The following is a 23,190-nucleotide window of genomic DNA, read 5'->3' as shown; positions in this document are numbered from 1 at the left end:
GCGCCGGTTTCCTTGGCCGCTTCCATGACGGCTTGCACCTGCTCGAGGTTGTTGACGTTAAAAGCCGGAATGCCGTAGCCGTTGACTGCTGCATGGTCCAGCAGCTCGCGCATCGAAACGAGTGCCATGATCAGATCCCCAGAAAGTAAAAAACGCTGCCAGAAAAAGGCGGGTTACGGGCGGAAGGCCGTGCAGCGCATGGGCTGCCTGGACGGGCCGTAACCGCAAAGTAACCAAGGCCTCTATTCTAACGGCTGCGAAAAGCCGGGTTATTCAGGGAATTAGCGGCAGAACCATGCGGTAACAGCGCGTAAAAGGCGTGGGACCGGGTGTCTGGGTAAAGCTGCCGCCATGCACGTCCATGACGCGGCTCACAATCTTGTGGCCCAGCCCCAGCCGTTCGGGGGATTGCGTTGCCGGTCCATTCGCGGCGGCGGCGTCCGCACCATCGTCACAGACCTGAAGCCACGCCCCCCCGTTATCACTGCCCCACTGGACGCACACAAAGGTACCCCGAGGCGTGTGTTGCAGAGCGTTGTCGATGAGGTTGCGCAAGGCCAGCTCCAGCAGCAGCGGGTGAGCAAAAACTTCCAGCGCCCCCTCCAGACCTTCCTCACCCTGCACGCTGAGCTGATGCCCGCTTTTCCAGGAGGCCTGCGCATACCCGGCGACCACCTGCGCCGCCAGCGCACCCAGATCCACGCGCTGCATCTGCTGCTGCAGGTCGCCGCGGCTGGCCCGTGCCAGTGAAAGCAGTTGCGCGATGACGTGCCCGGCCCGCATCGCGTCGGCACCGATCTGCGCCAGCGCCTGCTCGCGCGCCAAAGGAGTGAGCTCACCGCGCAGCGACGCTGCCTGCAGGGCGATGGACGCCAGGGGAGTCCGCAGCTCATGCGCCACCTCGCTGGCCAGCTGGCGTTCACGCTCAAGCGAAGCCTGCTGCTGGCCCACCAGCGTGTTGATCGACCGCACGACCGAGTTGAATTCGCGATAGGGGTGGCGGGCTTCGAGGCGCTCGGCCTTGTCCACCTCCAGTTCGGCCACGTCGCGGGACAGCGCCTGCAAAGGCCGCAGGCCCCGCCAGATCGCCAGGCACAGCGCGATGGCCACGACCGGAAGCAGCCACAGCCCCGGTTCGGCCAACTGCCCGGCGACATCGGAGGCCAGCTCGTCGCGCTCCTCTGCCTGCACCAGCACCATTACCTGCCGACCCCGGCTGGCGTCCCATTGCGAAAAACTGCGCCAAAGAACCGGAGGAGCACCCAGCGCAAGGTCGGCAAAACCTGCCTGCTCGCTGAACGGCGCCAGAGGCGCATCGCCCGAACGGGCCAGCAGCCGGCCGCCGGCGTCGCGTACCAGCACGCTGAGGGACGGTTGGTAGTCGTGGTTTTTCAGCGCGGGAAAGACGGCGCGCGCGGTTTCACGCGAAACCACGACAAACGGCGGCAGATCCAGGTTGAGCATCAGGGCCGCCGTGCTGGCGAGATGCCCGTCGGTCAACTCGCTCGCCTCGTGAATGCCGGTGCGCCAGCCCACCGCCGCGAACGCAGCCCATACCAGCAACAGCGCCGCCAGCACCCACAACAAGAGGCGGCGCGTGAGCGAGGCCTGGCGGCTTCCGAGCGGCTTCATGCGCACTCATCCCGAGGTATGAAGTAACCAACCCCACGCATCGTCTGGATCAGGCTCTCGCCCAGCTTGCGCCGCAAGTGATGCACATGCACCTCAATCGCATTGCTGCCGACAGCGTCCTGCCAGTTGTAAAGACGCGCTTCCAGCTGCTGGCGCGACAGCACCCGCCCGCGCGATTCGAGCAAAAGCAGCAACAAGGTGAACTCGCGCGGCGCGAGGTCAACAGTTTGCCCTGCACGCAGTACCGTATGGGCCGCCGGATCGATCACCAGGTCGCCATGCATAAGCCGGGGATGGGCACGCCCCGCTGCACGCCGCAACAAGGCGCGCATGCGGGCCTCGAGTTCATCGAGGTCAAAAGGCTTGACCAGATAGTCGTCAGCACCCAGGTTGAGGCCGGATATCCGGTCAGCGACCTGGTCGCGCGCGGTCATGATGAGCACCGGCGTCTGGGGATCAGGCAGCGGCCCGCCCGCGCTGTTACGCGTGCGCCTGATCTGCAGCAGCAGGTCGCCGCCGTCGCCATCCGCCAGGCCCAGATCCAGCAGCACCAGGTCAAACGGCTCGCTGCACAGGGCCGTCCATGCAGAAGCCAGGCTGCCGCAGGCATCAACCGCATAGCCCCGTTGCTGCAGGTTCGCCCGCAAGCCGAGGGCGATACCGGCATCGTCTTCCACCACAAGGATTCGCATGCGCCTATTGTCCGCGCTGCGGCAAGTGCCGTCTCGCCTTGCCAGTCTGCAGGCAGCGACCGGCAAGGCCTTAAGGGTCTGTTAAGACGGCCCCGATATCTTGCGGCTTCCGTTGCTGCAATACACCCTGTCTCTGCCCATTTTCGCCCAACCGCCATGTCTGCCCTTCAGTTCCCCGGCCACCACGCAGCCCTTCCATCGCGCGCTTTGACAGGCACGCTTCTGGGCCTCGCCTTCCTGATCGCCTGGGACCATTCAGGCCTGGACCTGTGGATGGCGCACTGGTTTGGCTCAGCGAGTGGCTTTACTTTTGAGAACCACTGGTTTTGGCGAGGCGTGTTGCACGATGACATTCGCTGGCTGCCGTGGCTTGTCGAGCTGGCGCTGCTGACCGCCATCGCAAGGCCTTTCGGCCCGATTCGGCAGTTGGTCATCGAGCGACGCGTGCAGTTGGGCTTGACCACGCTCGTCTCGCTGCTGGTGGTGTCCACCATCAAACTCCACAGCCTTACCAGTTGCCCCTGGGATCTGCACGACTTCGGCGGCACTGTGGCCTATGTATCGCACTGGGCCTGGGGCGTGCGCGATGGAGGCAGCGGTGGCTGCTTTCCGGCTGGCCATGCGTCGGCGGGCTTTGCCTTTGTCGGTGGCTTTTTTTCCTTTCGCCACTCGCTGCCTCGCACGGCGCGGCGCTGGCTGGCCGGCGCCATGCTGGCAGGCCTCACGCTGGGACTGGCGCAGCAGGTGCGCGGTGCCCACTACATGAGCCATACGCTCTGGACGGCATGGCTCTGCTGGGTCTGTGCCGCCTTGGTGGACAGCATCATGGGCCAGATGATTTTACAAAGGCCGTTACGCGCTCAAGCACAGGCGCCCGCCCTCTGAGAACCGACGCCATGGACGCAATCAGCGTCACGTGGCTGACGCCATTAAACAGCTCCGAATCCACCCGCACGCCGCTGCGCTTGAGCCGCTGGGCCATGGCCACGGTGCTCCGTTGCGGGTTGACCGTACGATCCTGCGTGGGAGCCAGCAGCAGCGCCGGCGGAGAGGCACGGGAGGCATGCACGAGCGGCTGGCTGTCGGCGGGCGTGCCGGGCCATTCGAAAGCAACTTGTGTCTGAGGGTCGCCGATTGGCAAAAAATCGTAAGGGCCGGCCAGGCCTATCCAGCCCGCCAACTGCGAAAGCTTCATGCCTTCAGCCTGCAGCCAGCGCGCATCCAGCGCGACCATGGCGGCGTTGTACGCGCCGGCGCTGTGGCCCATGACGAACAGGCGCGCCGGGTCAGCGCCGTACTCGGCGGCATGGTCCCGGGCCCAGCGCACGGCACGCGCGCTGTCTTGCACAAAAACGGGGTAGCGTACGGCGGGACTGAGGCGGTAATCAGCGACGACGGCAACGATGCCCTGAGACGCCAGCGCCTCGCCCACAAAGCGGTAGTCGGCCCGCTCACCTGTAGACCAGCTGCCGCCGTAGAAGAAAACCACGATCGGTGCATTGCGAAGCTCGCCCTGCGGCTGGTAGACATCCAGCTTCTGCCGCGGCTCAGGGCCGTAGGCGATGCTGTCGGTGCGCCTGTAGGTGTCGGTAGCCACCGTGGCATTGAGAAGGTCCGCACCCGAGCAAGCCGTGAGCAGCGCGGTCAACATGGCAAAAAACGAGCGTCTTGGCAAGGGGGAGTCAATGTTGTGCATGACTCCTATGTACGCGGGCCAGGCGGCGATGGATTCAACCTGTGCCGTCAGCGAGACTCTTCATGCCAGCTTGCGCCACGGAACCGGCTTTGCCGGGCGATCTGTAACCCCCCCGTCCAGGCTCACTGCGTGTAGCCTGCTCCCCCTCAAGAGGGCGGCGCCTGGGTCGGCGAAGCCAGTCCCGCGGCCCCCACTGGTGAAGTACCGTTACTGGTCGCGCCCCCAAGAACTCTTCAGGCCAGCATGAGCCGCGGGACTGGCTTCGCCAGACCGCAGGCGGGTAGCCCCCTCGGGGGGCAGCGCATTACACGAAGTGAAAAGCGTGGGGGCTTTATTCCACCTTGCAGATTTTCAGCATGTTCGTGCCACCGGGCGCACCCATCGGCTCGCCGCAGGTAATCGCATACACATCGCCGCTGGCGACGATCCCGCGCTTTTTCAGGTGCGCCTCGGCATCGCCGAGTGCGGTGTCGCGCTCGACGCTCTGGTCCATCAGCAGTGGCCTGACATTGCGGTACAACGCCATCTTGCGCTGGGTCGCCAGTTTGGGCGTCAGCGCGTAGATGGGGATATGGATGCGGTGGCGGCTCATCCACAGCGCCGTAGAGCCCGAGTCGGTCAGCGCCACGATGGCTTTGCACCCCAGGTGATGGGCCGTGAACAAGGCGCCCATGGCGATGGACTGGTCGATGCGATCAAAGGTCATGCCGGTGAAGTCGGCGTCCAGTTTCACGTCTTCGGCTTTTTCGGCTTCGGCGCAGATGTTGGCCATCTCGACAATGGTTTCCAGCGGATAACGGCCGGCGGCGGTCTCGGCAGAGGTCATGACGGCGTCGGTGCCGTCGAGCACCGCGTTGGCCACGTCACTGACTTCGGCGCGCGTGGGCACCGGGTTGGTAATCATGGACTCCATCATGTGGGTCGCAGTGATGACCACCTTGTCCAGCTCACGGGCCATGCGGATCATGCGTTTTTGCAGCGCCGGCACAGCGGCGTTGCCGACCTCGATGGCCAGGTCGCCACGCGCGACCATGATGCCGTCGCTGGCCCTGCAGATGGCTTCCAGGTTCGGGATCGCCTCGGCACGCTCGATCTTGGCGATCAAGCCCGGCTTGTGGCGAAACTCGGCACCGGCCACATTGCACAGCTGGCGCGCCATTTCCATGTCACTGGCGTTCTGCGGAAAGCTCACCGCGACATAGTCGGCCTGAAAACTCATCGCCGTGCGAATGTCTTCCATGTCCTTGGCCGTCAGCGCCGGCGCCGTGAGGCCGCCGCCCTGCTTGTTGATGCCCTTGTTGTTGGACAACACGCCACCGATTTTGACAATCGCATGGACCTGCTCGCCCTTGACCTTTTCGACAGTCATGACGATCAGGCCGTCGTTGAGCAGCAGGGTGTCACCGGCCTTGACGTCGCGCGGCAGTTCCTTGTAGTCCAGGCCCACGCCGTTGATGTCACCGAGCTCGGTACGGGACGCGTCGAGCACAAACTTCATGCCGGTTTCAAGCTGCACCTTGCCGTCGGCAAATTTGCCGACACGGATTTTCGGGCCCTGCAGGTCGGCCATGATGGCGACCTCACGCCCGGCGCGGGTGGCGGCCTCGCGCACCAGCCTGGCACGGTCAATGTGGTCTTGCGCCGTGCCGTGGCTGAAATTGAGCCGCACGCAATTGACGCCAGCGCGAATCATTTGCTCCAGCAAGGCCGGATCGCTGGAGGCGGGGCCAAGGGTGGCAACGATTTTGGTGCCGCGGCGCTGCATCTTCATGTCTGTCTCCTGTAATTTAGTTTCCGATTTTCACATGGAAACGGTTACGAAGACGTTACCAAATTACCCGCATCGCCTCAACCCTGAAGCAAATCAAAGCCGTCAGCGCGTGCAGCTCATACGCCACTCTTTTATAAGAAAAGTGGCTGCAGCCCATATTTGACGCTGGCTAAGCGCTCCTGAAAAAGGAGCAAGCCGTACTCAACCTGCAGCGCGCTTTTGCAGGATTTCGAAGGCCGGGAGTGTCTTGCCTTCCAGCACCTCAAGGAAAGCGCCGCCACCGGTCGAGATGTAATCGACCTGCTTTTCAATGCCGTATTTGGCAATGGCGGCCAATGTGTCGCCGCCCCCGGCGATGGAAAACCCGCTGCTGTCCGCAACCGCGCGGGCAATGCCTTCGGTGCCCTTGGAGAAGGCGTCGAACTCGAACACGCCGACCGGGCCGTTCCAGACGATGGTGCCGGCCGCCTTGAGCTGCGCTGTCAGCCGCGCGGTGGTTTGCGGGCCGATGTCCAGGATCAGGTCGTCATCGGCGACGTCGGTGGCCGCCTTGACGGTGGCTGGCGCGTCGGCGGCAAAGGTTTTGGCGGTCACCACATCGGTGGGAATCGGTACTTCGGCGCCGCGCGCCTTCATGGCGTCAATGACGGCTTTGGCCTCAGCCAGCAGGTCGGCTTCGGCCAGGCTTTTGCCGATTTTCAAACCGGCGGCCAGCATGAAAGTGTTGGCAATGCCGCCGCCCACGATGAGCTGGTCGACATTGGCGGCAAGCGATTTGAGGATGGTGAGCTTGGTCGAGACCTTGCTGCCGGCCACGATGGCGACCAGCGGCCTGCGTGGGCTGGAGAGTGCCTTGGAGATGGCGTCCATCTCGGCGGCCAGCAGCGGGCCGGCGCTGGCCACGGGCGCGTATTGCGCAATGCCGTAGGTGGAGGCTTCGGCGCGGTGGGCCGTACCAAAAGCGTCATGCACAAAAATATCGCAAAGTGCGGCCATCTTGCGCGCCAGTTCTTCGCTGTTTTTCTTCTCGCCTTTGTTGAGGCGGCAGTTCTCCAGCATCACCAGTTGGCCCGGTTTGACTTCCACACCATCGACCCAGTTGGAGGCCAGCGGAATGTCGCGTTTCATCAGTTCACCCATTCGTTTGGCCACAGGCGCCAGCGAATCCTCCGGTTTGAATTCACCCTCAACAGGCCGTCCGAGATGCGAAGTCACCATCACCGCCGCACCGGCGTCCAGCGCCATCTGAATGCACGGAATGGAAGCGCGGATGCGCGTGTCTTCCGTGATGTTGCCGTTGTCGTCTTGCGGCACGTTGAGGTCGGCACGGATAAAAACGCGCTTGCCGGCAGCCTTGCCGCTGGCACACAGGTTGGAAAAACGGATGAAGTTCATGGAGGGCTCGCAAATGAAAAAAGGCTTTGGGCCACAGCGCCCAAAGCCTTAAATTGTAGGTGGCAGGACGCACCTGGACACGTCGGACAAAGCCGGGGAAGCGTAAATTTAGGCATCAAATTGGCCTCCAGCCCAACCGGATCATGCGCCAATAGCTACCAATTTGATAGCACGCAATGCGAAGCGAGCCGTATCAAGGCCAGCATGAGCCGCGGAACCGGCTTTGCCGGGCCGCATGGCGGGCGGCCCCCTTGGGGGGCAGCGTATTACACGAAGCCGAAGGCGAAGTGAAAAGCGTGGGGGCTCACCAATTCAAGCCCATATGCAGCGGCAGGTAAACCGCCATCCCGGCCAGGATAGTGCCCAGCACGCCGTGGCGCCAGTAATACCAGGCGCTGCCGGCAATCACCGCAAAGAGGCGCGCATCTTTCCAGGTTGCAATGAAGTGGCCTTGCGTCATGACCATTTCCGGCACGATCACTGCGGCCAGCGCGGCGATAGGCGCATAGTGCAGTCCGCGCTGGGCCCACCCGGGCAGCGTCCAGGGCTTGCTGGACAGGAAAAAGAAGGAGCGTGTGAGGACCGTCATCAGCGTCATGCCGATGATGGTGGCCACGGTCCAGAGATCGGTCTGGTTCATGCTGTGTCTCCGGTTCCCCGGGCAGACGCCGCAGGCTTGCCCATCGCCGATTTTTCCAGCACCAGGCACACGATGACGGCTACGGCAATGCCCACCAGGATATTGAGCTTGAGCGGTAGGGCGAAGGTGGCGACGGCGGCGGCGCCCGCGATGGCTGCAGACACCGCTCGCAGGCGGGTGGTGGCCAGCGACCACATGATGCCCAGCAGCGCCAGGATGCCGGCAAAACCCAGGCCCCAGGAAAGCGGGATGGAATTGGCCAGCGCAATGCCCACGAGGGTCGCGCCCACCCAGCTGACCCAGCTCATGCCGCAGCTGCCGATCCAGTAGGCGTCTTGGGCTTGAATGCCGGCGGCGTCGGTGGCCGGATGCGGGAAGCGCTTGGTAAACAACACGTAGTTCAGGTCAGCCATGCCGTAGCCAAAAGCCATGCGGCGCCACAGGCTCTGGTGCATCACGTAAGGGCGCAGATGGGCGCTGAACACCATGAAGCGCAGATTGACGCAAAACGAGGTAGCCAAAATCACCCACATGGGCGCACCGGCCACGATGAGAGGCAGGGCCGCCAATTGGGAACTGCCGGCAAAAACCAGGATGGCCATCAGCAGGACCTCGATGAGGCTCATGCCCGACTTGACCATGGCCACGCCGGTCATGAGACCCCATGCGGCGATGCCCGGCGCAACGGCCGCCAGCTCGCTCACCCCTAGGCGAAATTCGGGGTGCTTGAACAATGCTTTCACAAAACCTTCTTTCTGCTCATTTCGATGGACTGGCCTCTGCCTGGCTAAATACCATGCCGGGCCGAATTTCGAAGCCGCGTAAAAAATCAGCCGCGTCAAGCGCCTTGCCGCCGGCCTTTTGCAGGCGGCTCACGCGCAAAACGCCATCGACCGCCGCAATATCCACGCCGTCGGAGCCGGCGGCCAGCACCTGGCCAGCCTGTGCACCTGCCGGCGGTACCGTGCCGGGAAGCACTTCAGCCCGCCAGAATTTGAGCGTCTGCCCTTCCAATAGGCCGGCGGCGCCCGGGAACGGATTGAAAGCGCGGGTTCGGCGCTCAATCGCGGCCACGCCTTGCGTCCAGTCGATCAGGGCTTCGTGTTTTTCGATTTTGTGGGCGTAGGTGACGCCTTCTGTGGGCTGGACGACCGGTTTAAGTCCGCCGCAGGCAGCGAGTTCGAGCGCTTCGACGATCAGGCGCCCGCCCAGGTCGGCCAGCCTGTCGTGCAGAGAGCCGGTGGTGTCTTGCGGAGCGATTCGCAATTTTTCGCCCAGCAGCATGTCGCCAGTGTCGAGCCCCGCGTCCATTTGCATGATGGTGACGCCGGTTTCGGTATCGCCGGCTTCGATGGCGCGGTGAATCGGCGCGGCGCCGCGCCAGCGCGGCAGCAACGAGGCATGGATATTGAGGCAACCCAGCCGGGGAGCATCAAGAACCCACTGCGGAAGAAGGAGCCCGTAGGCGGCAACGACCATCACGTCCGCATGCGCGGCGGCGATGGCCTCACGGGCGGCGGAGGCGTCATCGGCAAATTTGCCGTCAAGCCGCAGGCTGCGGGGCTGGGCGACGGTAATGTTTGCGCTTTCGGCCCATTGCTTGACAGGGGAAGCCTGCAGTTTCATGCCGCGGCCGGCGGGGCGGTCGGGCTGGGTCAGTACGAGAGGGACCTCAAAACCGGCCGCCTGCAATTTTTCGAGAGCCACACGGGCGAACTCTGGGGTACCGGCAAAGATGACGCGCATGGCGTCCGATTCTAAAGACTCCTAGGGAAATCCCCAGTCAGGGCCAATTCGGTAGCGCCGACGGAAGGAATGCGCAGGCTAGCGCGCCGAATCCCGTTCTTCGTCTTTTTTCTGCTTGATCATCTTGGTCTTGATGCGGTTACGTTTCAGCGGGGACAGATACTCCACAAACACCTTGCCCATCAGGTGATCCATTTCATGCTGGATACACACTGCCAGCATGCCTTCGGCGGCATGGACCTGCAGCTTCCCGTCAAGATCCAATGCCTGGACCTTGATCGCCGTCGAGCGCTCCACGCCGTCATAAATGCCAGGCACCGACAGGCAGCCTTCGTCACCTACGCGGGTTTCCTCGCTGGCCCAGGTGATTTCGGGGTTAATCAGCACCATGGGCTGGTCGCGGCCCTCACTTACGTCAATCACGATCAAGCGCTCATGCACATCCACCTGGGTTGCCGCCAAACCAATACCCTCCGCCTCGTACATGGTTTCGAGCATGTCATCGACCAGCTTGCGCAGGCGTGCATCGACGGCCGCTACGGGTTTGGCAACCGTATGAAGGCGCGGGTCGGGGTATCGAAGAATCGTGAGCTGGCTCATGGCGGAGGCGGGCAAGGGTTGCGATGTAGGTGAGATGTCGCTATTTTCGCCACTTTTCTCGGTTTTTCGGCATCCCGATATTCCAAGAATCGTGTATTCGTTGCTTAATCAAGGGCTTAGGTACAAAATCGTTAGTGATTTATCAAGATACAAATACGGTTTTTCTACGGGAGGGTGCCCGAAAAACGCCGTTTCAGTCCAATAAAAGCGCCGAGGGCCTACAAAGATGCAAACAATTTCTGGTCGTTTCAGTCAAATTTCAATAGCCGCCGCAGCCCTTTTGGGCATTTCCATCGGCCTGCATGCTCAAAACTTTCCCATCACGGCCGACCAGAAAGCCACAGCGGCCCAAGTCGCCCAGACCGGTATTCCGCTGGCAGACTTGGCGCCCAATGCACCCGACACCTACACCGTCAAGCGCGGCGACACCCTTTGGGCTATTTCCGGTATGTTTCTGAAAAGCCCCTGGCGCTGGCCCGAACTCTGGGGCATGAACCTGCAGGACATACGCAACCCCCATCGCATTTACCCGGGGCAGCAGCTCTACCTTGAGAAATCCAATGGACGCGCCATCCTGCGGACCCGCCAAGCGCAAACCGACGGTCCGCCGACGGACACCGTGCGCGTGTCACCACGCACCCGCTTCGAAACCCTGGCCGACGCCTCCATCCCCACGCTGGCGCCTAACCTGATCGAGCCCTTCCTCAATGAGGCCCTGATTGTGGACGAGGCAGTGCTATCCAAAGCGCCTCGTATCGTTGCCGCCCAGGAAGGCCGTGTCCTGCTCAGCCGCGGAGATCGTGCCTATGCGCGCAGCCAATACGCCAATGGCGACACCAGCGGCAAACCGCTGAGCATTGAAAAAGGCGAACCGCTCAATTACCGCGTGTTTCGCAATGCAACGCCGCTGAAAGACCCGACAACCAAGGCCATTTTGGGCTATGAGGCGCAATACGTCGGCAAGGCGGAAATTGTGCGGGGCGAATCCGTGACGGAAGTTGCCGGTAAAGACGGCAAACCGCAATCCGAGATCGTGCCGGCAACAATTGACATTGTTGCCACCAAGGAAGAAATGCGCGTCGGCGACAGGCTATTGCCTGAACCTCCGCGTGAGTTGCTGAATTACCTGCCTCATGCCCCCTCGTCTCCAATGGGCGGGCAGATTGTGTCCATTTACGGCAGTGCCGTGACTAACGCAGCGGAGAATCAGGTCGTGGTCATCAATCGCGGCGCCAAAGACGGTTTGGAGCGGGGCCATGTCATGGCCATTCTGAAGGACGGTGAGCGACTGCTGGACAAGACCGACAGCAGCCGTCCACAAATCAAGCTGCCCAATGAGCGAAACGGCTTGTTGATGGTGTTCCGCACTTTCGACGCACTTTCCTATGCCATCGTGCTAAGTGCCACCGATGGCGTGAAGGTCGGAGACCGCTTCGCCAATCCGAATTGAGGCGGCATACAACGCAGGACGAACCTGGGCCGCCAAGGTCGCTGATATTAGGGCTCAGCTCGACTCGTTGACTGCGCGACCTTCTTGTTTCCCCAACGCTTTTTTAGCCTTAGCCCTTAGCCTCTCGTGGAAAAACAAGAACTTCAGGCCTGGCTGCGCCTGACGCTCACCACGGGGGTGGGAAATGAGATTTCCCGCCAACTGTTGGCTGCTTTCGGCTCAGCGCAGGCTATTTTTGAGCAAACGGCGATCGCCTTGGCGCAGCTCGGCTCCGAGAAACTGGCGCGGGCCATTCAGACGGAGCCGCCGAACCTGTCCGACCAGCTGCAAATGACGCTGGATTGGTTAGGGGGCGGAGAGGACCGACGCGTGGTTGCGTTGGGCGACGCTGCGTACCCAACAGCACTGCTCGACATTGCAGACCCGCCGATCATGCTCTACATGCTTGGCAAATACGCACATTCGTCGCAGGCATCGCCGGAACAAAGTGCTTCCCGTATCGCCATCGTCGGCAGCCGCAATCCAACCCCTCAAGGCGAAGCCAATGCACGGCAATTCGCCAAGGCGCTCGCCGACGCCGGACTCTGCGTGGTGTCCGGCCTGGCCTTGGGTATTGATGGCGCGGCGCATGACGGCGCACTGCTGGCCGGCGGCAACACGATTGCCGTAGTCGGCACCGGACTGGACCGGGTGTATCCCAAAAAACACCTTGAGCTCGCACACCGCATTGCCCGGCAAGGCATGCTCATCAGCGAGTTTCCGCTGGGCACCCCACCACTGACGGCGAATTTTCCGAAGCGCAACCGCATCATTTCAGGTCTCTCTCTGGGCACCTTGGTCATCGAGGCGGCGCTGAAATCCGGATCATTGATCACCGCACGCCTGGCTGCAGAGCAGGGCAAAGAGGTGTTTGCCATCCCGGGTTCTATCCATTCACCGCAGTCCCGTGGCTGTCACGCGCTGATCAAGCAGGGGGCAAAACTTGTAGAAACCGCGCAAGACGTGCTGGAGGAGTTGAACCTCCCATCAACCGGCATCAGCATGAAGCCTCCAGAATGCGGGACACCAGAAGGAAGTGATTCCCCAGCTTCCGCATACTCCGCGCTGATTGCGGCGTTGGGATTTGATGCGGTGAGCCTCGACACCTTGCAAGCGCGGACTGGCATCGAAACGCCGCTGCTGCAGGTGCAGTTGCTGGAGCTTGAGCTGAATGGAATGCTTTTCAGGTTACCCGGCGGCCTGTTCCAGCGGCGCGCCGACGCATAAACGCCGCACCTTCGTCACTCGCTTGACAAGGTCGCCGCCAACTGCGTTATATTGGACGCATGTTCGAAGTACTCGTGTACGTCTACGAAAATTACTGGCAAGGTGACGCTTGCCCCGAACTCCAGCGGCTTGGCCGCAAGCTGACCGCGGCGGGTTTTGAGGCGGAAGAGATCCAGGCGGCCCTCATTTGGCTCGACGGACTGAACATGGCTGCCCAGAGCACCCAGATCAGTTTGCCCGCCGGCAGCCCCTCAGAGAAGACAGCCTCCGGCGCGCACCCGGTGATCCAGCCGCAATCCCCCGGCAGCCTTCGTGTCTATTCCGTCAACGAACAGACGCACCTCGGAGCGCAGAGCCTGGGGTTTGTCAGCTTCCTTGAGTCATCCGGTGTGCTGCCCCCCCATATGCGCGAAATTGTGATTGACCGCGCCATGGCAGCACCAGGAGATCCAGTCACACTGGATGACCTGAAAATCATCGTACTGATGGTTTACTGGAGCTTCGGCGAGGAGCCCGACGCGCTGGTTCTGGATGAATTGTGCGACGACACTGAGGGCCGCCTTGCGCACTGAATAGCTTTCAGCAATGTACGGCGCGATAGAGGAACCTTAGCCCAGCCGTGACGGACTGGGCCGCCAGACATCACCCAAGCAGACGCTCGGGATTAGCGTCCAATTTGGCGAGTGCATCACGCGTTGCGCGTACCGTGAGGGCTTCTTCTTCAGTCGGCACCAGCAAACCCGACTGCAAGTAGGCCGCCAGCCGGCGAGCCTGGATCAGGAAATTGCGCCCGTCAGAAGAGGCAAACAGATGCAGCTGCTTGCGATCACTGCACCAGGCAAACTGCACGTGGCTGATCTTGCCATTGTGGTCAAGGCTGAACCAAGTGCCCAGTTGCAGTTCCCGGGCCCATGCGCGCATGGCTTCTGTGGGCTGGCTGCCACCATCGGCAATCACTTCAATATCGGCAGCATCGATGCCGATCATGGTCACCAGGCTGTCCGTATCGAGCGGCAGGTCTCCGACATCCTCGTCCGAGAGATAGTCCTCGAGGTTCATTAACCGTTTGGCCATGATCTCTACTCGCTCCATCGAGATGGTGTCGGTTTTGGACATGAAAGCGTCGGCCAGCGTGTCGCTGATGATCTTCAAATGCCCATCCTGCTCAGGAATGCCCAGCCCCAGCATGGACATGCCCAGGCGCAGCAGCTGCAGCAATTTGGGCAGATCCGCGATCACGCGCGCGCGATCATTGCGATTCGGTTTGGCACTCGCAGCCCAAACCAGATCCGCAGCCGCGCGCTTGAGCGTGATGGTCTCCTCATGTTGCGGGCCGTTCTTCATCGCGGCGATTGCCAGCACCTCGGCCCACACCTTGAACAGAAACTCACGGATTTCGTCGCGAACCGGCATGTCATTGAGCATGTTTCGCATCTCAATGGTGTACTGGATCGTCATGGTTTCTTTTTGCTCGACCTGTTGAGCCACACCCACCACGCGGGCGGCGCTACCGTGTTCCGAAAGGAATTTCGACAAAAACTTTTCGAACTCGTCATACACCAGCTGAAAGACCCGGCGCCCTGTTTCGGGATACTGCTCTATGACCTGCACGATACGCTTGACTTCAGACTCCATGGCGCCGCCGGCCACCGTGACGTCAAAACCCAGCACGCAGGAGCCCATGCGATCGATCAACCTTCGCGCGGGATGTTGCAGTGACTCAAAAAACTCGGGCTCGGAAATCGCCACGCGCAACACCGGCATCTGCAAACGGGCAAACCAGACGCGGATCACGGGCGGAATGCGGTCCTCGGCAAGAATGCTCTGGAACATCAACGCCACGATTTCAATCGTGGCCTTTTCGGAAGAAGTGGAAGCGGCCTGCTTGAGCGTGTTGGTGCGCTCACGCAAGGCCGTTGCTGCATGGTCGACATGCACCTGACCATAGATCTGCCCCTGTGCGTCGGCAAGCTGGGTGCGCTCCGCGCCGGTTTCTTCCAGCTTTTGCACACTCACCATCGCCTGCGCGAGCTGAGGTGAAGCCTGCGTCGGTCGGGTGTCGTCAAACCCGGCCACCTGATTCGACAGCAAGCGCTTGAGATGCCCCATCACGCCCTGGGCCCTCATGCGGGCTCTGGCAAGTGGCGTCGTCGCAGTTTGCATACGGGTTTCATCGTAGACCGCATTGCCTTGCCTTGAAGCGCCCGAGCCGGACCGGGCACTTGCGCCGCCGTCCACCCCCTCAGATGCTGAGCCAGAGGCGCCTGAGGCAGGTCGATCCGCAGAGGCCGACGAACGCCCGGAGCCCATACCCTGCATACCCTGGCCATAGCCGCCCCGGCCATCGCCTCCTCCGCCCCCCTCAACACTTCCACCGCGTCCTGCACGACCCTCAGGTCCGCCTGGCCTGAAGCCGGTGTCGCTCCCGCCGTTGTGGTCCCTCGCAGGGGTGGGCGCTTTTCTCGCTGCCGCGCCGGCATCTGCCGCAGATGGTGTGCGCTTGACCAAGGGCCGCAGATCGATCTCCGCCATCACGCCTTGCTGCACCAAAAACTCGTTGGTGGCGTGATACGTCTCCAAAAGGTGGGCGCCCATGTCTTTCTGAATGACATCCTGCACAGCGATCCAGACATCCCGGGGCAGCGATGCCAGACTCCATTGCTCCACCATATGCTGGGCCAGCACTTCGGGGCGAAGAATGTCCTGCTTGTGCAACTCTGTGATGCCTTCCAGATTTTGGATACGCAAGCGAAGGTCGTTCAGTTCCCAACTCGCGAAATCCAGCAACCGAAGCGCGAGCCGCGAAGCGAGGATCTTGTCCTCCATCACGTCATTGCCCATCAGTTCAAATTTGCCGCTGTCGGCAAACCTTGAAGGCGAATTGGCGGCAGGTATTGCTTGGGCATTGGCCCATGCGGTGGTGGTGCCGCTGACCCAGGCGGCGCCGCTTTTCTGGAAAGCCATCCAGGCGTCCCGCTTATCCTGCATCTCCCGGACACTGCCGGGCTGGTCAACCGCCGCCGTGAGCCTGTCTTGAATGGTTTTCGCCAGCGCGGGCAGGACGCGCACGGCGCGCTCCGCAAACAGCGCGCGTGTCTGCTCGACCAGAACCCTGTTATTTTTGCTACTTGGAGCCACAACCGCCCTAGGATGATTAGGTCATAGCTTACACCGTGGCGCCGGCATTGGGATCATTCGGATCCTCGTCTTTTTTGCCCGGCCCCTTCACCAGGTCTTCGCGGCGAATGCCCAGCCACATGGCGATGGCAGCGGCCACAAAAACTGAAGAGTAAATCCCGAACAGGATGCCGATGGTCAACGCCAGGGCAAAGTAAAACAGGGTCGGTCCGCCAAACAACAGCATGGACAGCACCATGATCTGGGTGGAGCCGTGCGTAATGATGGTGCGGCTGATCGTGGACGTGATGGCGTTGTCGATGATTTCGGTGGTATTCATCTTGCGATACCGGCGAAAGTTCTCGCGGATACGGTCAAAAATCACGACCGACTCATTGACCGAGTAGCCCAATACCGCCAACACGGCAGCGAGTACCGCCAGCGAAAACTCCCACTGAAAAAATGCGAAGAAGCCCAGGATGATCACAACGTCGTGCAAATTGGCGATGATGGCCGCCACTGCATACTTCCACTCAAAGCGAAAGGCGAGGTAAACCATGATGCCAAAGACCACCATGGCAAGCGCTTTCAGTCCGTCATGGGCAAGCTCTTCCCCCACTTGCGGTCCGACGAACTCAGTGCGTCGCAGCGTCACGTCAGGGCTGGCAGCCTTCAAGGCCGCAAGTACCTTGTCGCTTTGCTGCGCGGTGCTCACGCCTTTTTGCGTCGGCAGGCGAATCATCACGTCGCGAGAGGTGCCGAAGTTCTGGACCTGCACGTCAGAGAAGCCCAGGCCTGCCACGGTGCTTCGTATTTTCCCCACATCGGCCGCCTGGGTGTAGTTCACCTCCATCAGCGTGCCGCCGGTGAACTCGACCGAGAGGTGAAGGCCGCGGCTAAACAGGAAAAAGACCGCCAGCGCAAAAGTCGCAAAACTGATGACGTTGAAGATCAGGGCGTGCCGCATGAACGGAATGTCGCGCCGGATTTTGAAAAATTCCATCTGGGGTCCTTGAGAAACTCAGGAAAAAGACGTGATCGCTTACTTGGTCGCCACCGCGCCGGATGTGGCGGGCCGCCACACAGTGCCGATAGAGACCGCTTTAAGTTTTTTCTGCCGGCCATACCAGAGGTTGACCAGGCCGCGCGAAAAGAAGACCGCCGAGAACATGCTCGTCAAGATGCCGATGCAGTGCACCACCGCGAAACCGCGAACGGGACCTGAACCAAATGCCAGCAAGGCAAGGCCGGCAATCAGCGTCGAAATATTCGAGTCGAGGATGGTCGCCCAGGCCCGCTCGTACCCGGCATGAATCGCCGCCTGCGGCGACGCACCGTTGCGCAATTCTTCACGGACACGTTCATTGATCAGAACGTTCGAGTCAATGGCCATACCGAGCGCGAGCGCCATGGCCGCCATACCCGGCAAGGTCAATGTAGCCTGCAGCATCGAAAGGACCGCGACCAGCAGCAACAAATTAACCGCGAGCGCCAGACCCGAGAACAAGCCAAAGAGCATGTAGTAGATCGCCATGAAAGCCACGATCACCACAAAGCCCCACGAGACGCTGTGAAAACCCTTGGCAATGTTGTCCGCACCCAGCGTCGGGCCAATGGTGCGTTCTTCAATGATTTCCATGGGTGCTGCCAGCGAACCCGCGCGCAACAGCAGTGCGAGGTCGTTGGCGGCATTGATGTTCATGGCGCCGGAAATGCTGAACCGGGTACCCAATTCGCCGCGAATGGTCGCGACCGAAATCGCCTGTCCCTTGCCCTTTTCAAACAACAGGATCGCCATCGGCTTGTCCATGTTCTCGCGGCTCACTTCACGCATCACCCGCCCACCCTTGGCGTCCAGCGTCAGGGAGACATTGGGTTCCTGCTTTTGCGACTCGAATCCGGCCTGGGCGTCCGTCAGGCTCTCGCCCGTCACCAAAATCTGCTTTTTCACGATCACGGGGTTGCCATTGATGTCGGGGAATTTCTCCGAACCAAATGGCACCATACCCCCGGTCATGGCGGCACGGGCCTCGGCACTGTCGTCCACCAGGCGCATTTCAAGCGTGGCGGTGCGGCCCAGGATGTCCTTGGCCTTGGCCGTATCCTGGACGCCCGGCAGTTGCACCACAATGCGATCCGCCCCCTGTTGCTGAATCACGGGCTCAGCCACGCCGAGTTCATTGATCCGGTTGTGCAGCGTCACCATGTTCTGCTTGAGGGCCTGGTCCTGAATAAGACGGGCCGCTTCCGGCTTGATCGTCGCCGTCAGTTTGTACTCGGTGCCTTCCGTTGTTTCGACCGTCTGCAAGTCGGGAAACTGGTCCTGAATCAGGGCCTTCGCAGACGCCAGTGTGGCGGAATCTCGCACCTTGATATCAATGGCCTGGCCGTTCCGGGAAATCCCGCCGTGCCGGATGTTTTTTTCGCGTAACGCCACGCGGACGTCTCCGCCCAGAGACTCGGCACGCTTGGTCAGCGCGGCCTGCATGTCGACCTGCAACATGAAGTGAACACCACCGCGCAAGTCCAGCCCCAGGTACATCGGGTAGGCGTGCAATGACGTCAGCCAGGCAGGCGACCGGGACAACAGGTTCAAGGCCACCACATAGCCGGAATCCGACGCATCAGGCGCCAGCGCTTTCTGAATCGCGTCTTTCGCTTTGAGCTGGGTATCGGTATCGCCAAACCGGGCCTTGACCGAGTTGCCGTCGAGGGCGATGACGTCCGCCGCAATGCCGGCGTCCTTCAGTGTTTGCTCCACTTTCGCCATCGTCGTGGTGTCGATCTTGACGGTGGACTTGGCGCTGGAAACCTGCACCGCAGGCGCTTCGCCGAAAAAGTTGGGCAGCGTATAGAGCGCTGCGACGATGAGCGCGATCACAATGATGGCGTACTTCCAGGCCGGATAACGATTCATGAGAGGGCAGTTCCTGGTGAACGGATAAACAAAGTCAGGCCTGCCGACCGCTGGCGGCCGGCGAAAGTCTTATTTGGCTGACGCGGCAGCGCCCTTGGGGAGCACCTGGACGATGGCGCTGCGCTGCAGCTGGACTTCCACGCCGGGGGCGACTTCAAGTGTCAGGTAGGCATCGCCCAACTTCGTGACCTTGCCCAGCAAGCCACCGGCGGTAGCGACTTCATCCCCTTTGGCGAGCGCCTCGATCATGGTGCGGTGCTCTTTCTGCTTTTTCATCTGGGGGCGGATCATGACGAAGTACAGGACCACGAACATCAGCACCAGCGGCAGCATGCCCGTCAGTGAAGACATCATGTCACCACCAGCGGCGGCAGCGGGAGCGGTTTGGGCGAAGGCGGAAGAAATGAACACGGCTGACTCCACAACGATTAAAAAGACACACTGGCGCGCGCCGTCCAGCACGGACAGCGCACAAGGTCCACGATTGTATGCGGCAGGGCACCGCCAAAGCGTTAACTGGCGCACTCCAGGGGCTTTTCAAGCCGGAGCGCGCGCGATCTGGCCGGACTTGGGCAGAACACCAAGCCGGGAAGGCGGGCGCAACAGGGTGGCCCGCCTCCTCAGCACTCAGGCCGCTTGTCGCTGAGCGGTTGATCCCGGGGTACGAAAGGAGGTCAGCAACGCCGCCCACTGGGGCCGCGCCGCGGCCAGGTGACGCGCTTTGACATGGCCATAACCCTTGATCATTTCAGGAAGGCGTGCGATTTCCAGTGCCGTGGCGTGGTTTTCAGGGGTCAAGCCAGCCATGACTTCCTGCAGGCTGGCCTTGTACTCCTCAATCAGGGCACGCTCGGTACGGCGCTCTTCGGTGCGGCCAAAGATATCCAGAGGCGTGCCGCGTAAGCCTTTCAGCCGGGCCAGCACCTTGAAAGCCCCCAGCATCCAGGGGCCAAATTGCCGTTTTTGCAGCTCGCCTTTGTCGTTTTTGGCGGCAATCAGAGGCGGTGCCAGGTGATAGTTCAGCTTGAAGTCACCTTCAAACATCGCGTTGACCTTGCCCAGGAAGGCGGTATCGGTGTGCAGGCGTGCCACCTCATACTCGTCCTTGTAGGCCATCAGTTTGAACAGATAGCGTGCCGCGGCTTCCGTCAGCGAGGTTTTGCCCAGCGGCGCTTCAGCCGCCCGCACTGTTTCGACAAACGCCTGATAGGCCTGGGCGTAGGCGATGTTCTGGTAGCTCGTCAAAAACTCCACCCGTTTCGCCAGTATTTCGGCCAGGCCCGGCTTCTTCACGAATTCGATGACCTGCGCCGCCTTGAACAAGGCCTGCACCGACGCCAGGTCGTGCGCGCAACGCCGGCCCCATTCGAACGCGGACTTGTTGTTGTCAATTTGCACGCCGTTGAGCTCAATCGCGCGCATCAGCGCGGCATGCGACAAAGGCACACGCCCTTTTTGCCAGGCAAAGCCCAACATCAGCGGGTTGGTGTAAATCGAGTCGCCCACCAGTTGCACTGCTACTTGCTCGGCATCGAAGCTGCCGAGCAAGTCAGCACCCACTGCGGCCGTCACGGCGCTTTCGCAATTGCCGCCCGGGAACTGCCAGCCGGGGTTGGTCACAAAAGCGGCCGTTGGCGTACCGTGCGTATTCATGGCCACATAGGTCCGGCCAGGCTGCATCACCGTCAGCGTGTACTTGCTGGCCGCCACGATCGGGTCGCAGCCAATGACCAGATCCGCCTTGGCCGTATCGACCTTGGTGGTGTAGATGGCTTCCGGCCGGTTGGCGATCTGGATATGGCTCCAGGTGGCTCCACCTTTTTGCGCCAGGCCGCCCGCGTCTTGCGTGACCACGCCCTTGCCTTCAATGTGGGCTGCCATACCCAGCAATTGGCCGATGGTGATGACGCCAGTGCCGCCTACGCCGCCCACCACGATGCCCCAGGCGCTTTCAGCCACCGGCAGCACGGGTTCGGGGATCGGAAACAGGCTGCTGGGGGCGCCTTTTTTGTCTTTTTTGGGCTTCTTCAGCTGCCCGCCTTCCACGGTGACAAAGCTGGGGCAAAAGCCCTTCACGCAGGAGTAATCCTTGTTGCAGGTGTTCTGGTTGATGCGGCGTTTGCGGCCGAACTCGGTTTCCAGGGGTTCCACCGACAGGCAGTTCGACTGCACCGAGCAATCGCCGCAGCCTTCGCACACCAGCTCATTGATGACCACGCGTTTTTCCGGGTCCACCAAAGTGCCCCGTTTGCGGCGGCGGCGCTTTTCCGTCGCACAGGTCTGGTCGTAAATGATGGCGGTCGTGCCCTTGATTTCGCGGAATTCGCGCTGGATGCGGTCCAGCTCGTCACGGTGATGCACCGTCACGCCTGGCAGCAGCGCGGCGCCGTCGTATTTTTGCGGCTCGTCAGTCACGATGACCAGCTTGGCCACACCTTCGGCGCGCAGGCTTTGCATGATCTGCAGCACCGAATGGCCTTCGGGCCGCTCACCGACCTGCTGGCCGCCGGTCATGGCGACCGCGTCGTTGTAAAGGATTTTGTAGGTGATGTTCACGCCCGAAGCGATGGCCTGGCGTATCGCCAGCAGCCCGCTATGGAAGTAGGTGCCGTCGCCCAGGTTGGCAAAGATGTGTTCGTCGGTCGTGAAGGCCGCCTGGCCCACCCAGGTCACGCCTTCGCCGCCCATCTGGGTGAAGGTGGAGGTGGAGCGGTCCATCCAGGTCGCCATGTAGTGGCAGCCGATGCCAGCCACGGCGCGCGAGCCTTCGGGCACGCGCGTGCTGGTGTTGTGCGGGCAGCCGCTGCAGAACCAGGGTGCGCGTTCGCCGGTGTCGGCTTTGCCTTCGGCGAGTGCCCGCTCACGGCCTTCGATGATGGCCAAGCGCGCATCCATGCGGGAAATGATGTCGGAGGGCACGCCCAGCTTCTTCAGGCGCTTGGCGATTGCCTTGGCGATGATGGCCGGCGTCAGGTCAGCCTTGGCGCGCAGCAGCCAGTTGTCGCTCGGGTTGGAGCGGCCCCACTCGCCGCCCGATGCGTCGCCCTCGGGTTCGTCGAACTTGCCCAGCACATTCGGGCGTACGTCAGCGCGCCAGTTGTAGAGCTCTTCCTTGATCTGGTATTCGATGACCTGGCGTTTTTCTTCGACCACCAGGATTTCCTGCAAGCCTTCGGCGAAGTCGCGCGTGATGGTGGCCTCCAGCGGCCAGACCACATTGACCTTGTGCAGGCGAATGCCCAGTTGGTGGCAAGTCTCTTCATCCAGGCCCAGGTCGGCCAGGGCCTGGCGCGTGTCGTTGAAGGCCTTGCCGCTGGCGATCAGGCCGAAGCGGTCTTTCGGGCCGGCGATCACGTTGTAGTTGAGCTTGTTGGCGCGGATGTACGCGAGCGCCGCATACCATTTGTAGTCCATCAGCCGGGCTTCCTGCTCCAGCGGCGCGTCAGGCCAGCGGATGTGCAGGCCGCCGGGCGGCATGGCGAAATCTTCGGGAATGATGATCTTCACGCGATCCGGGTCGACCAGCACGGAGCTGGACGATTCGACAACCTCCTGGATGGTTTTCATGCCCGACCAGACGCCGGAAAAACGGCTCATGGCAAAGGCGTGCAGGCCCATGTCCAAAATGTCCTGCACATTGGACGGAAAGAACACCGGCAAGCCGCAGGCTTTGAATATGTGGTCGCTCTGGTGGGCGGCGGTGGAACTTTTGGAGACATGGTCGTCGCCGGCAATCGCAATTACGCCGCCGTGCTTGGCCGTGCCGGCCATGTTGGCGTGCTTGAAGACGTCGGAACAGCGGTCTACGCCCGGGCCCTTGCCGTACCAAATACCGAACACGCCATCGAACTTTTTGCTTTGCGGGTACAAATCCAGCTGCTGCGTGCCCCAGACGGCGGTGGCGCCCAGCTCTTCATTGACGCCGGGCTGGAACACGATGTTCTGCGCGGCGAGGTGCTTCTTGGCGGCCCACAGCGCCTGGTCATAGCCGCCCAGCGGTGAACCACGGTAGCCGCTGATAAAACCCGCAGTGTTCAGCCCTTCGATGGCGTCGCGCGTGCGCTGCAGCATGGGCAGGCGGACCAGCGCCTGGACACCGCTCATGAAGGCGCGGCCATGATCTAACGAGTATTTGTCGTCGAGAGTGACGGTTTCCAGGGCCTTGCGGATGTGTTCGGGTAGGGGCGCGTTCATGTTCGTGGGTCTCCAGGACTGTTTTTTAATACCGCCTCGTGGGCAGGTTTCTTGAGAGGATCAGACTCGGTTAG

At 61.6% G+C, this 23,190-nt stretch carries 19 protein-coding genes; 4 read left to right on the top strand and 15 right to left on the bottom strand.

The window, feature by feature from the left end:
* The 3 genes from ABI546_RS03160 to ABI546_RS03150 form a co-directional block, all read right to left on the bottom strand.
* Positions 1 to 128, bottom strand: a 128-nt coding sequence (locus ABI546_RS03160; RefSeq protein ID WP_348044027.1) for a class II fructose-bisphosphate aldolase, incomplete at its 3' end; no start/stop codon positions are given.
* 145 nt (positions 129 to 273) lie between these two features.
* Entirely contained in the window at positions 274 to 1,632 is a 1,359-nt protein-coding gene (locus ABI546_RS03155; protein WP_348044024.1) for a histidine kinase dimerization/phospho-acceptor domain-containing protein, read from the bottom strand.
* A complete protein-coding gene (locus ABI546_RS03150) occupies positions 1,629 to 2,324 on the bottom strand; it encodes a response regulator (protein ID WP_348044022.1) in 696 nt (231 codons plus the stop codon). The genes ABI546_RS03155 and ABI546_RS03150 overlap by 4 nt, the downstream gene beginning before the upstream one ends.
* A gap of 156 nt (positions 2,325 to 2,480) precedes the next feature.
* Between ABI546_RS03150 and ABI546_RS03145 the strand changes: the two genes are divergently transcribed.
* Entirely contained in the window at positions 2,481 to 3,209 is a 729-nt protein-coding gene (locus ABI546_RS03145) for a phosphatase PAP2 family protein (protein ID WP_348044020.1), read from the top strand.
* Here the strand turns inward: ABI546_RS03145 and ABI546_RS03140 are convergent.
* The 7 genes from ABI546_RS03140 to def all read right to left on the bottom strand — a co-directional run bounded on the left by ABI546_RS03140 (position 3,148) and on the right by def (position 10,172).
* Positions 3,148 to 4,020, bottom strand: a complete 873-nt coding sequence (locus ABI546_RS03140) for an alpha/beta hydrolase (RefSeq protein WP_348044018.1) — start codon at positions 4,018 to 4,020, stop codon at positions 3,148 to 3,150. The two genes, ABI546_RS03145 and ABI546_RS03140, sit on opposite strands and share 62 nt — an antisense overlap.
* Before the next feature lie 331 nt (positions 4,021 to 4,351).
* Positions 4,352 to 5,785 (bottom strand): pyruvate kinase, encoded by a 1,434-nt coding sequence (pyk, locus tag ABI546_RS03135; RefSeq protein ID WP_348044025.1) that lies wholly within the window; start codon positions 5,783 to 5,785, stop codon positions 4,352 to 4,354.
* A 207-nt stretch (positions 5,786 to 5,992) separates the two neighbouring features.
* A complete protein-coding gene (locus ABI546_RS03130) occupies positions 5,993 to 7,186 on the bottom strand; it encodes a phosphoglycerate kinase (protein ID WP_348044016.1) in 1,194 nt (397 codons plus the stop codon).
* Positions 7,187 to 7,490: 304 nt separating this feature from the next.
* Positions 7,491 to 7,826, bottom strand: coding sequence for an AzlD domain-containing protein (locus ABI546_RS03125; RefSeq protein ID WP_348044014.1), 336 nt, complete (start codon positions 7,824 to 7,826; stop codon positions 7,491 to 7,493).
* Positions 7,823 to 8,569: an AzlC family ABC transporter permease gene (locus ABI546_RS03120; protein ID WP_348044012.1), complete on the bottom strand. Its 747-nt coding sequence runs from the start codon at positions 8,567 to 8,569 to the stop codon at positions 7,823 to 7,825. The genes ABI546_RS03125 and ABI546_RS03120 overlap by 4 nt, the downstream gene beginning before the upstream one ends.
* Before the next feature lie 16 nt (positions 8,570 to 8,585).
* Positions 8,586 to 9,572, bottom strand: coding sequence for a methionyl-tRNA formyltransferase (gene fmt / locus ABI546_RS03115; protein ID WP_348044010.1), 987 nt, complete (start codon positions 9,570 to 9,572; stop codon positions 8,586 to 8,588).
* Between the two features lie 78 nt (positions 9,573 to 9,650).
* Positions 9,651 to 10,172 (bottom strand): peptide deformylase, encoded by a 522-nt coding sequence (def, locus tag ABI546_RS03110; protein WP_348044008.1) that lies wholly within the window; start codon positions 10,170 to 10,172, stop codon positions 9,651 to 9,653.
* Between the two features lie 226 nt (positions 10,173 to 10,398).
* On the opposite strand from def, the gene ABI546_RS03105 reads away from it, so the two are divergent.
* The 3 genes from ABI546_RS03105 (at position 10,399) to ABI546_RS03095 (ending at position 13,460) form a co-directional block, all read left to right on the top strand.
* Positions 10,399 to 11,622 carry a LysM peptidoglycan-binding domain-containing protein gene (locus ABI546_RS03105; protein WP_348044006.1) on the top strand — a complete coding sequence of 408 codons (1,224 nt, stop codon included), beginning with the start codon at positions 10,399 to 10,401 and terminating at the stop codon, positions 11,620 to 11,622.
* Positions 11,623 to 11,748: 126 nt separating this feature from the next.
* On the top strand, positions 11,749 to 12,888 hold the full coding sequence (gene dprA, locus ABI546_RS03100) for a DNA-processing protein DprA (protein ID WP_348044004.1): 1,140 nt from the start codon (positions 11,749 to 11,751) through the stop codon (positions 12,886 to 12,888).
* A gap of 59 nt (positions 12,889 to 12,947) precedes the next feature.
* The gene (locus ABI546_RS03095; protein WP_348044002.1) at positions 12,948 to 13,460 is read left to right on the top strand and encodes a DUF494 domain-containing protein; all 513 of its coding nucleotides are present in this window, start codon (positions 12,948 to 12,950) and stop codon (positions 13,458 to 13,460) included.
* Between the two features lie 70 nt (positions 13,461 to 13,530).
* Here ABI546_RS03095 and ABI546_RS03090 read toward each other — a convergent pair whose 3' ends face one another.
* The 5 genes from ABI546_RS03090 to ABI546_RS03070 all read right to left on the bottom strand — a co-directional run bounded on the left by ABI546_RS03090 (position 13,531) and on the right by ABI546_RS03070 (position 23,116).
* Positions 13,531 to 16,026, bottom strand: a complete 2,496-nt coding sequence (locus ABI546_RS03090) for a DUF1631 family protein (RefSeq protein WP_348044000.1) — start codon at positions 16,024 to 16,026, stop codon at positions 13,531 to 13,533.
* Positions 16,027 to 16,054: 28 nt separating this feature from the next.
* On the bottom strand, positions 16,055 to 17,008 hold the full coding sequence (secF, locus tag ABI546_RS03085; RefSeq protein ID WP_348043998.1) for a protein translocase subunit SecF: 954 nt from the start codon (positions 17,006 to 17,008) through the stop codon (positions 16,055 to 16,057).
* Positions 17,009 to 17,047: 39 nt separating this feature from the next.
* Entirely contained in the window at positions 17,048 to 18,922 is a 1,875-nt protein-coding gene (gene secD, locus ABI546_RS03080; RefSeq protein ID WP_348043996.1) for a protein translocase subunit SecD, read from the bottom strand.
* A gap of 69 nt (positions 18,923 to 18,991) precedes the next feature.
* Positions 18,992 to 19,333, bottom strand: a complete 342-nt coding sequence (gene yajC, locus ABI546_RS03075; protein WP_348043994.1) for a preprotein translocase subunit YajC — start codon at positions 19,331 to 19,333, stop codon at positions 18,992 to 18,994.
* Positions 19,334 to 19,549: 216 nt separating this feature from the next.
* On the bottom strand, positions 19,550 to 23,116 hold the full coding sequence (locus ABI546_RS03070; protein ID WP_348043992.1) for an indolepyruvate ferredoxin oxidoreductase family protein: 3,567 nt from the start codon (positions 23,114 to 23,116) through the stop codon (positions 19,550 to 19,552).
* Positions 23,117 to 23,190 lie beyond the last annotated feature (74 nt).

Source organism: Polaromonas sp., from assembly GCF_039932935.1.
Classification (GTDB): Bacteria; Pseudomonadota; Gammaproteobacteria; order Burkholderiales; family Burkholderiaceae_C; genus Polaromonas.
This window is presented reverse-complemented; position numbering and strand designations above follow the sequence as displayed.

Coding starts and splice junctions, on each gene's coding strand:
- secD (WP_348043996.1), bottom strand. CDS start 18,922: ATGAATCGTTATCCGGCCTGGAAGTACGCCATCATTGTGATCGCGCTC.
- def (WP_348044008.1), bottom strand. CDS start 10,172: ATGAGCCAGCTCACGATTCTTCGATACCCCGACCCGCGCCTTCATACG.
- ABI546_RS03150 (WP_348044022.1), bottom strand. CDS start 2,324: ATGCGAATCCTTGTGGTGGAAGACGATGCCGGTATCGCCCTCGGCTTG.
- ABI546_RS03140 (WP_348044018.1), bottom strand. CDS start 4,020: ATGCACAACATTGACTCCCCCTTGCCAAGACGCTCGTTTTTTGCCATG.
- ABI546_RS03130 (WP_348044016.1), bottom strand. CDS start 7,186: ATGAACTTCATCCGTTTTTCCAACCTGTGTGCCAGCGGCAAGGCTGCC.
- ABI546_RS03145 (WP_348044020.1), top strand. CDS start 2,481: ATGTCTGCCCTTCAGTTCCCCGGCCACCACGCAGCCCTTCCATCGCGC.
- ABI546_RS03095 (WP_348044002.1), top strand. CDS start 12,948: ATGTTCGAAGTACTCGTGTACGTCTACGAAAATTACTGGCAAGGTGAC.
- ABI546_RS03125 (WP_348044014.1), bottom strand. CDS start 7,826: ATGAACCAGACCGATCTCTGGACCGTGGCCACCATCATCGGCATGACG.
- secF (WP_348043998.1), bottom strand. CDS start 17,008: ATGGAATTTTTCAAAATCCGGCGCGACATTCCGTTCATGCGGCACGCC.
- ABI546_RS03155 (WP_348044024.1), bottom strand. CDS start 1,632: ATGAAGCCGCTCGGAAGCCGCCAGGCCTCGCTCACGCGCCGCCTCTTG.
- fmt (WP_348044010.1), bottom strand. CDS start 9,572: ATGCGCGTCATCTTTGCCGGTACCCCAGAGTTCGCCCGTGTGGCTCTC.
- ABI546_RS03105 (WP_348044006.1), top strand. CDS start 10,399: ATGCAAACAATTTCTGGTCGTTTCAGTCAAATTTCAATAGCCGCCGCA.
- pyk (WP_348044025.1), bottom strand. CDS start 5,785: ATGCAGCGCCGCGGCACCAAAATCGTTGCCACCCTTGGCCCCGCCTCC.
- ABI546_RS03070 (WP_348043992.1), bottom strand. CDS start 23,116: ATGAACGCGCCCCTACCCGAACACATCCGCAAGGCCCTGGAAACCGTC.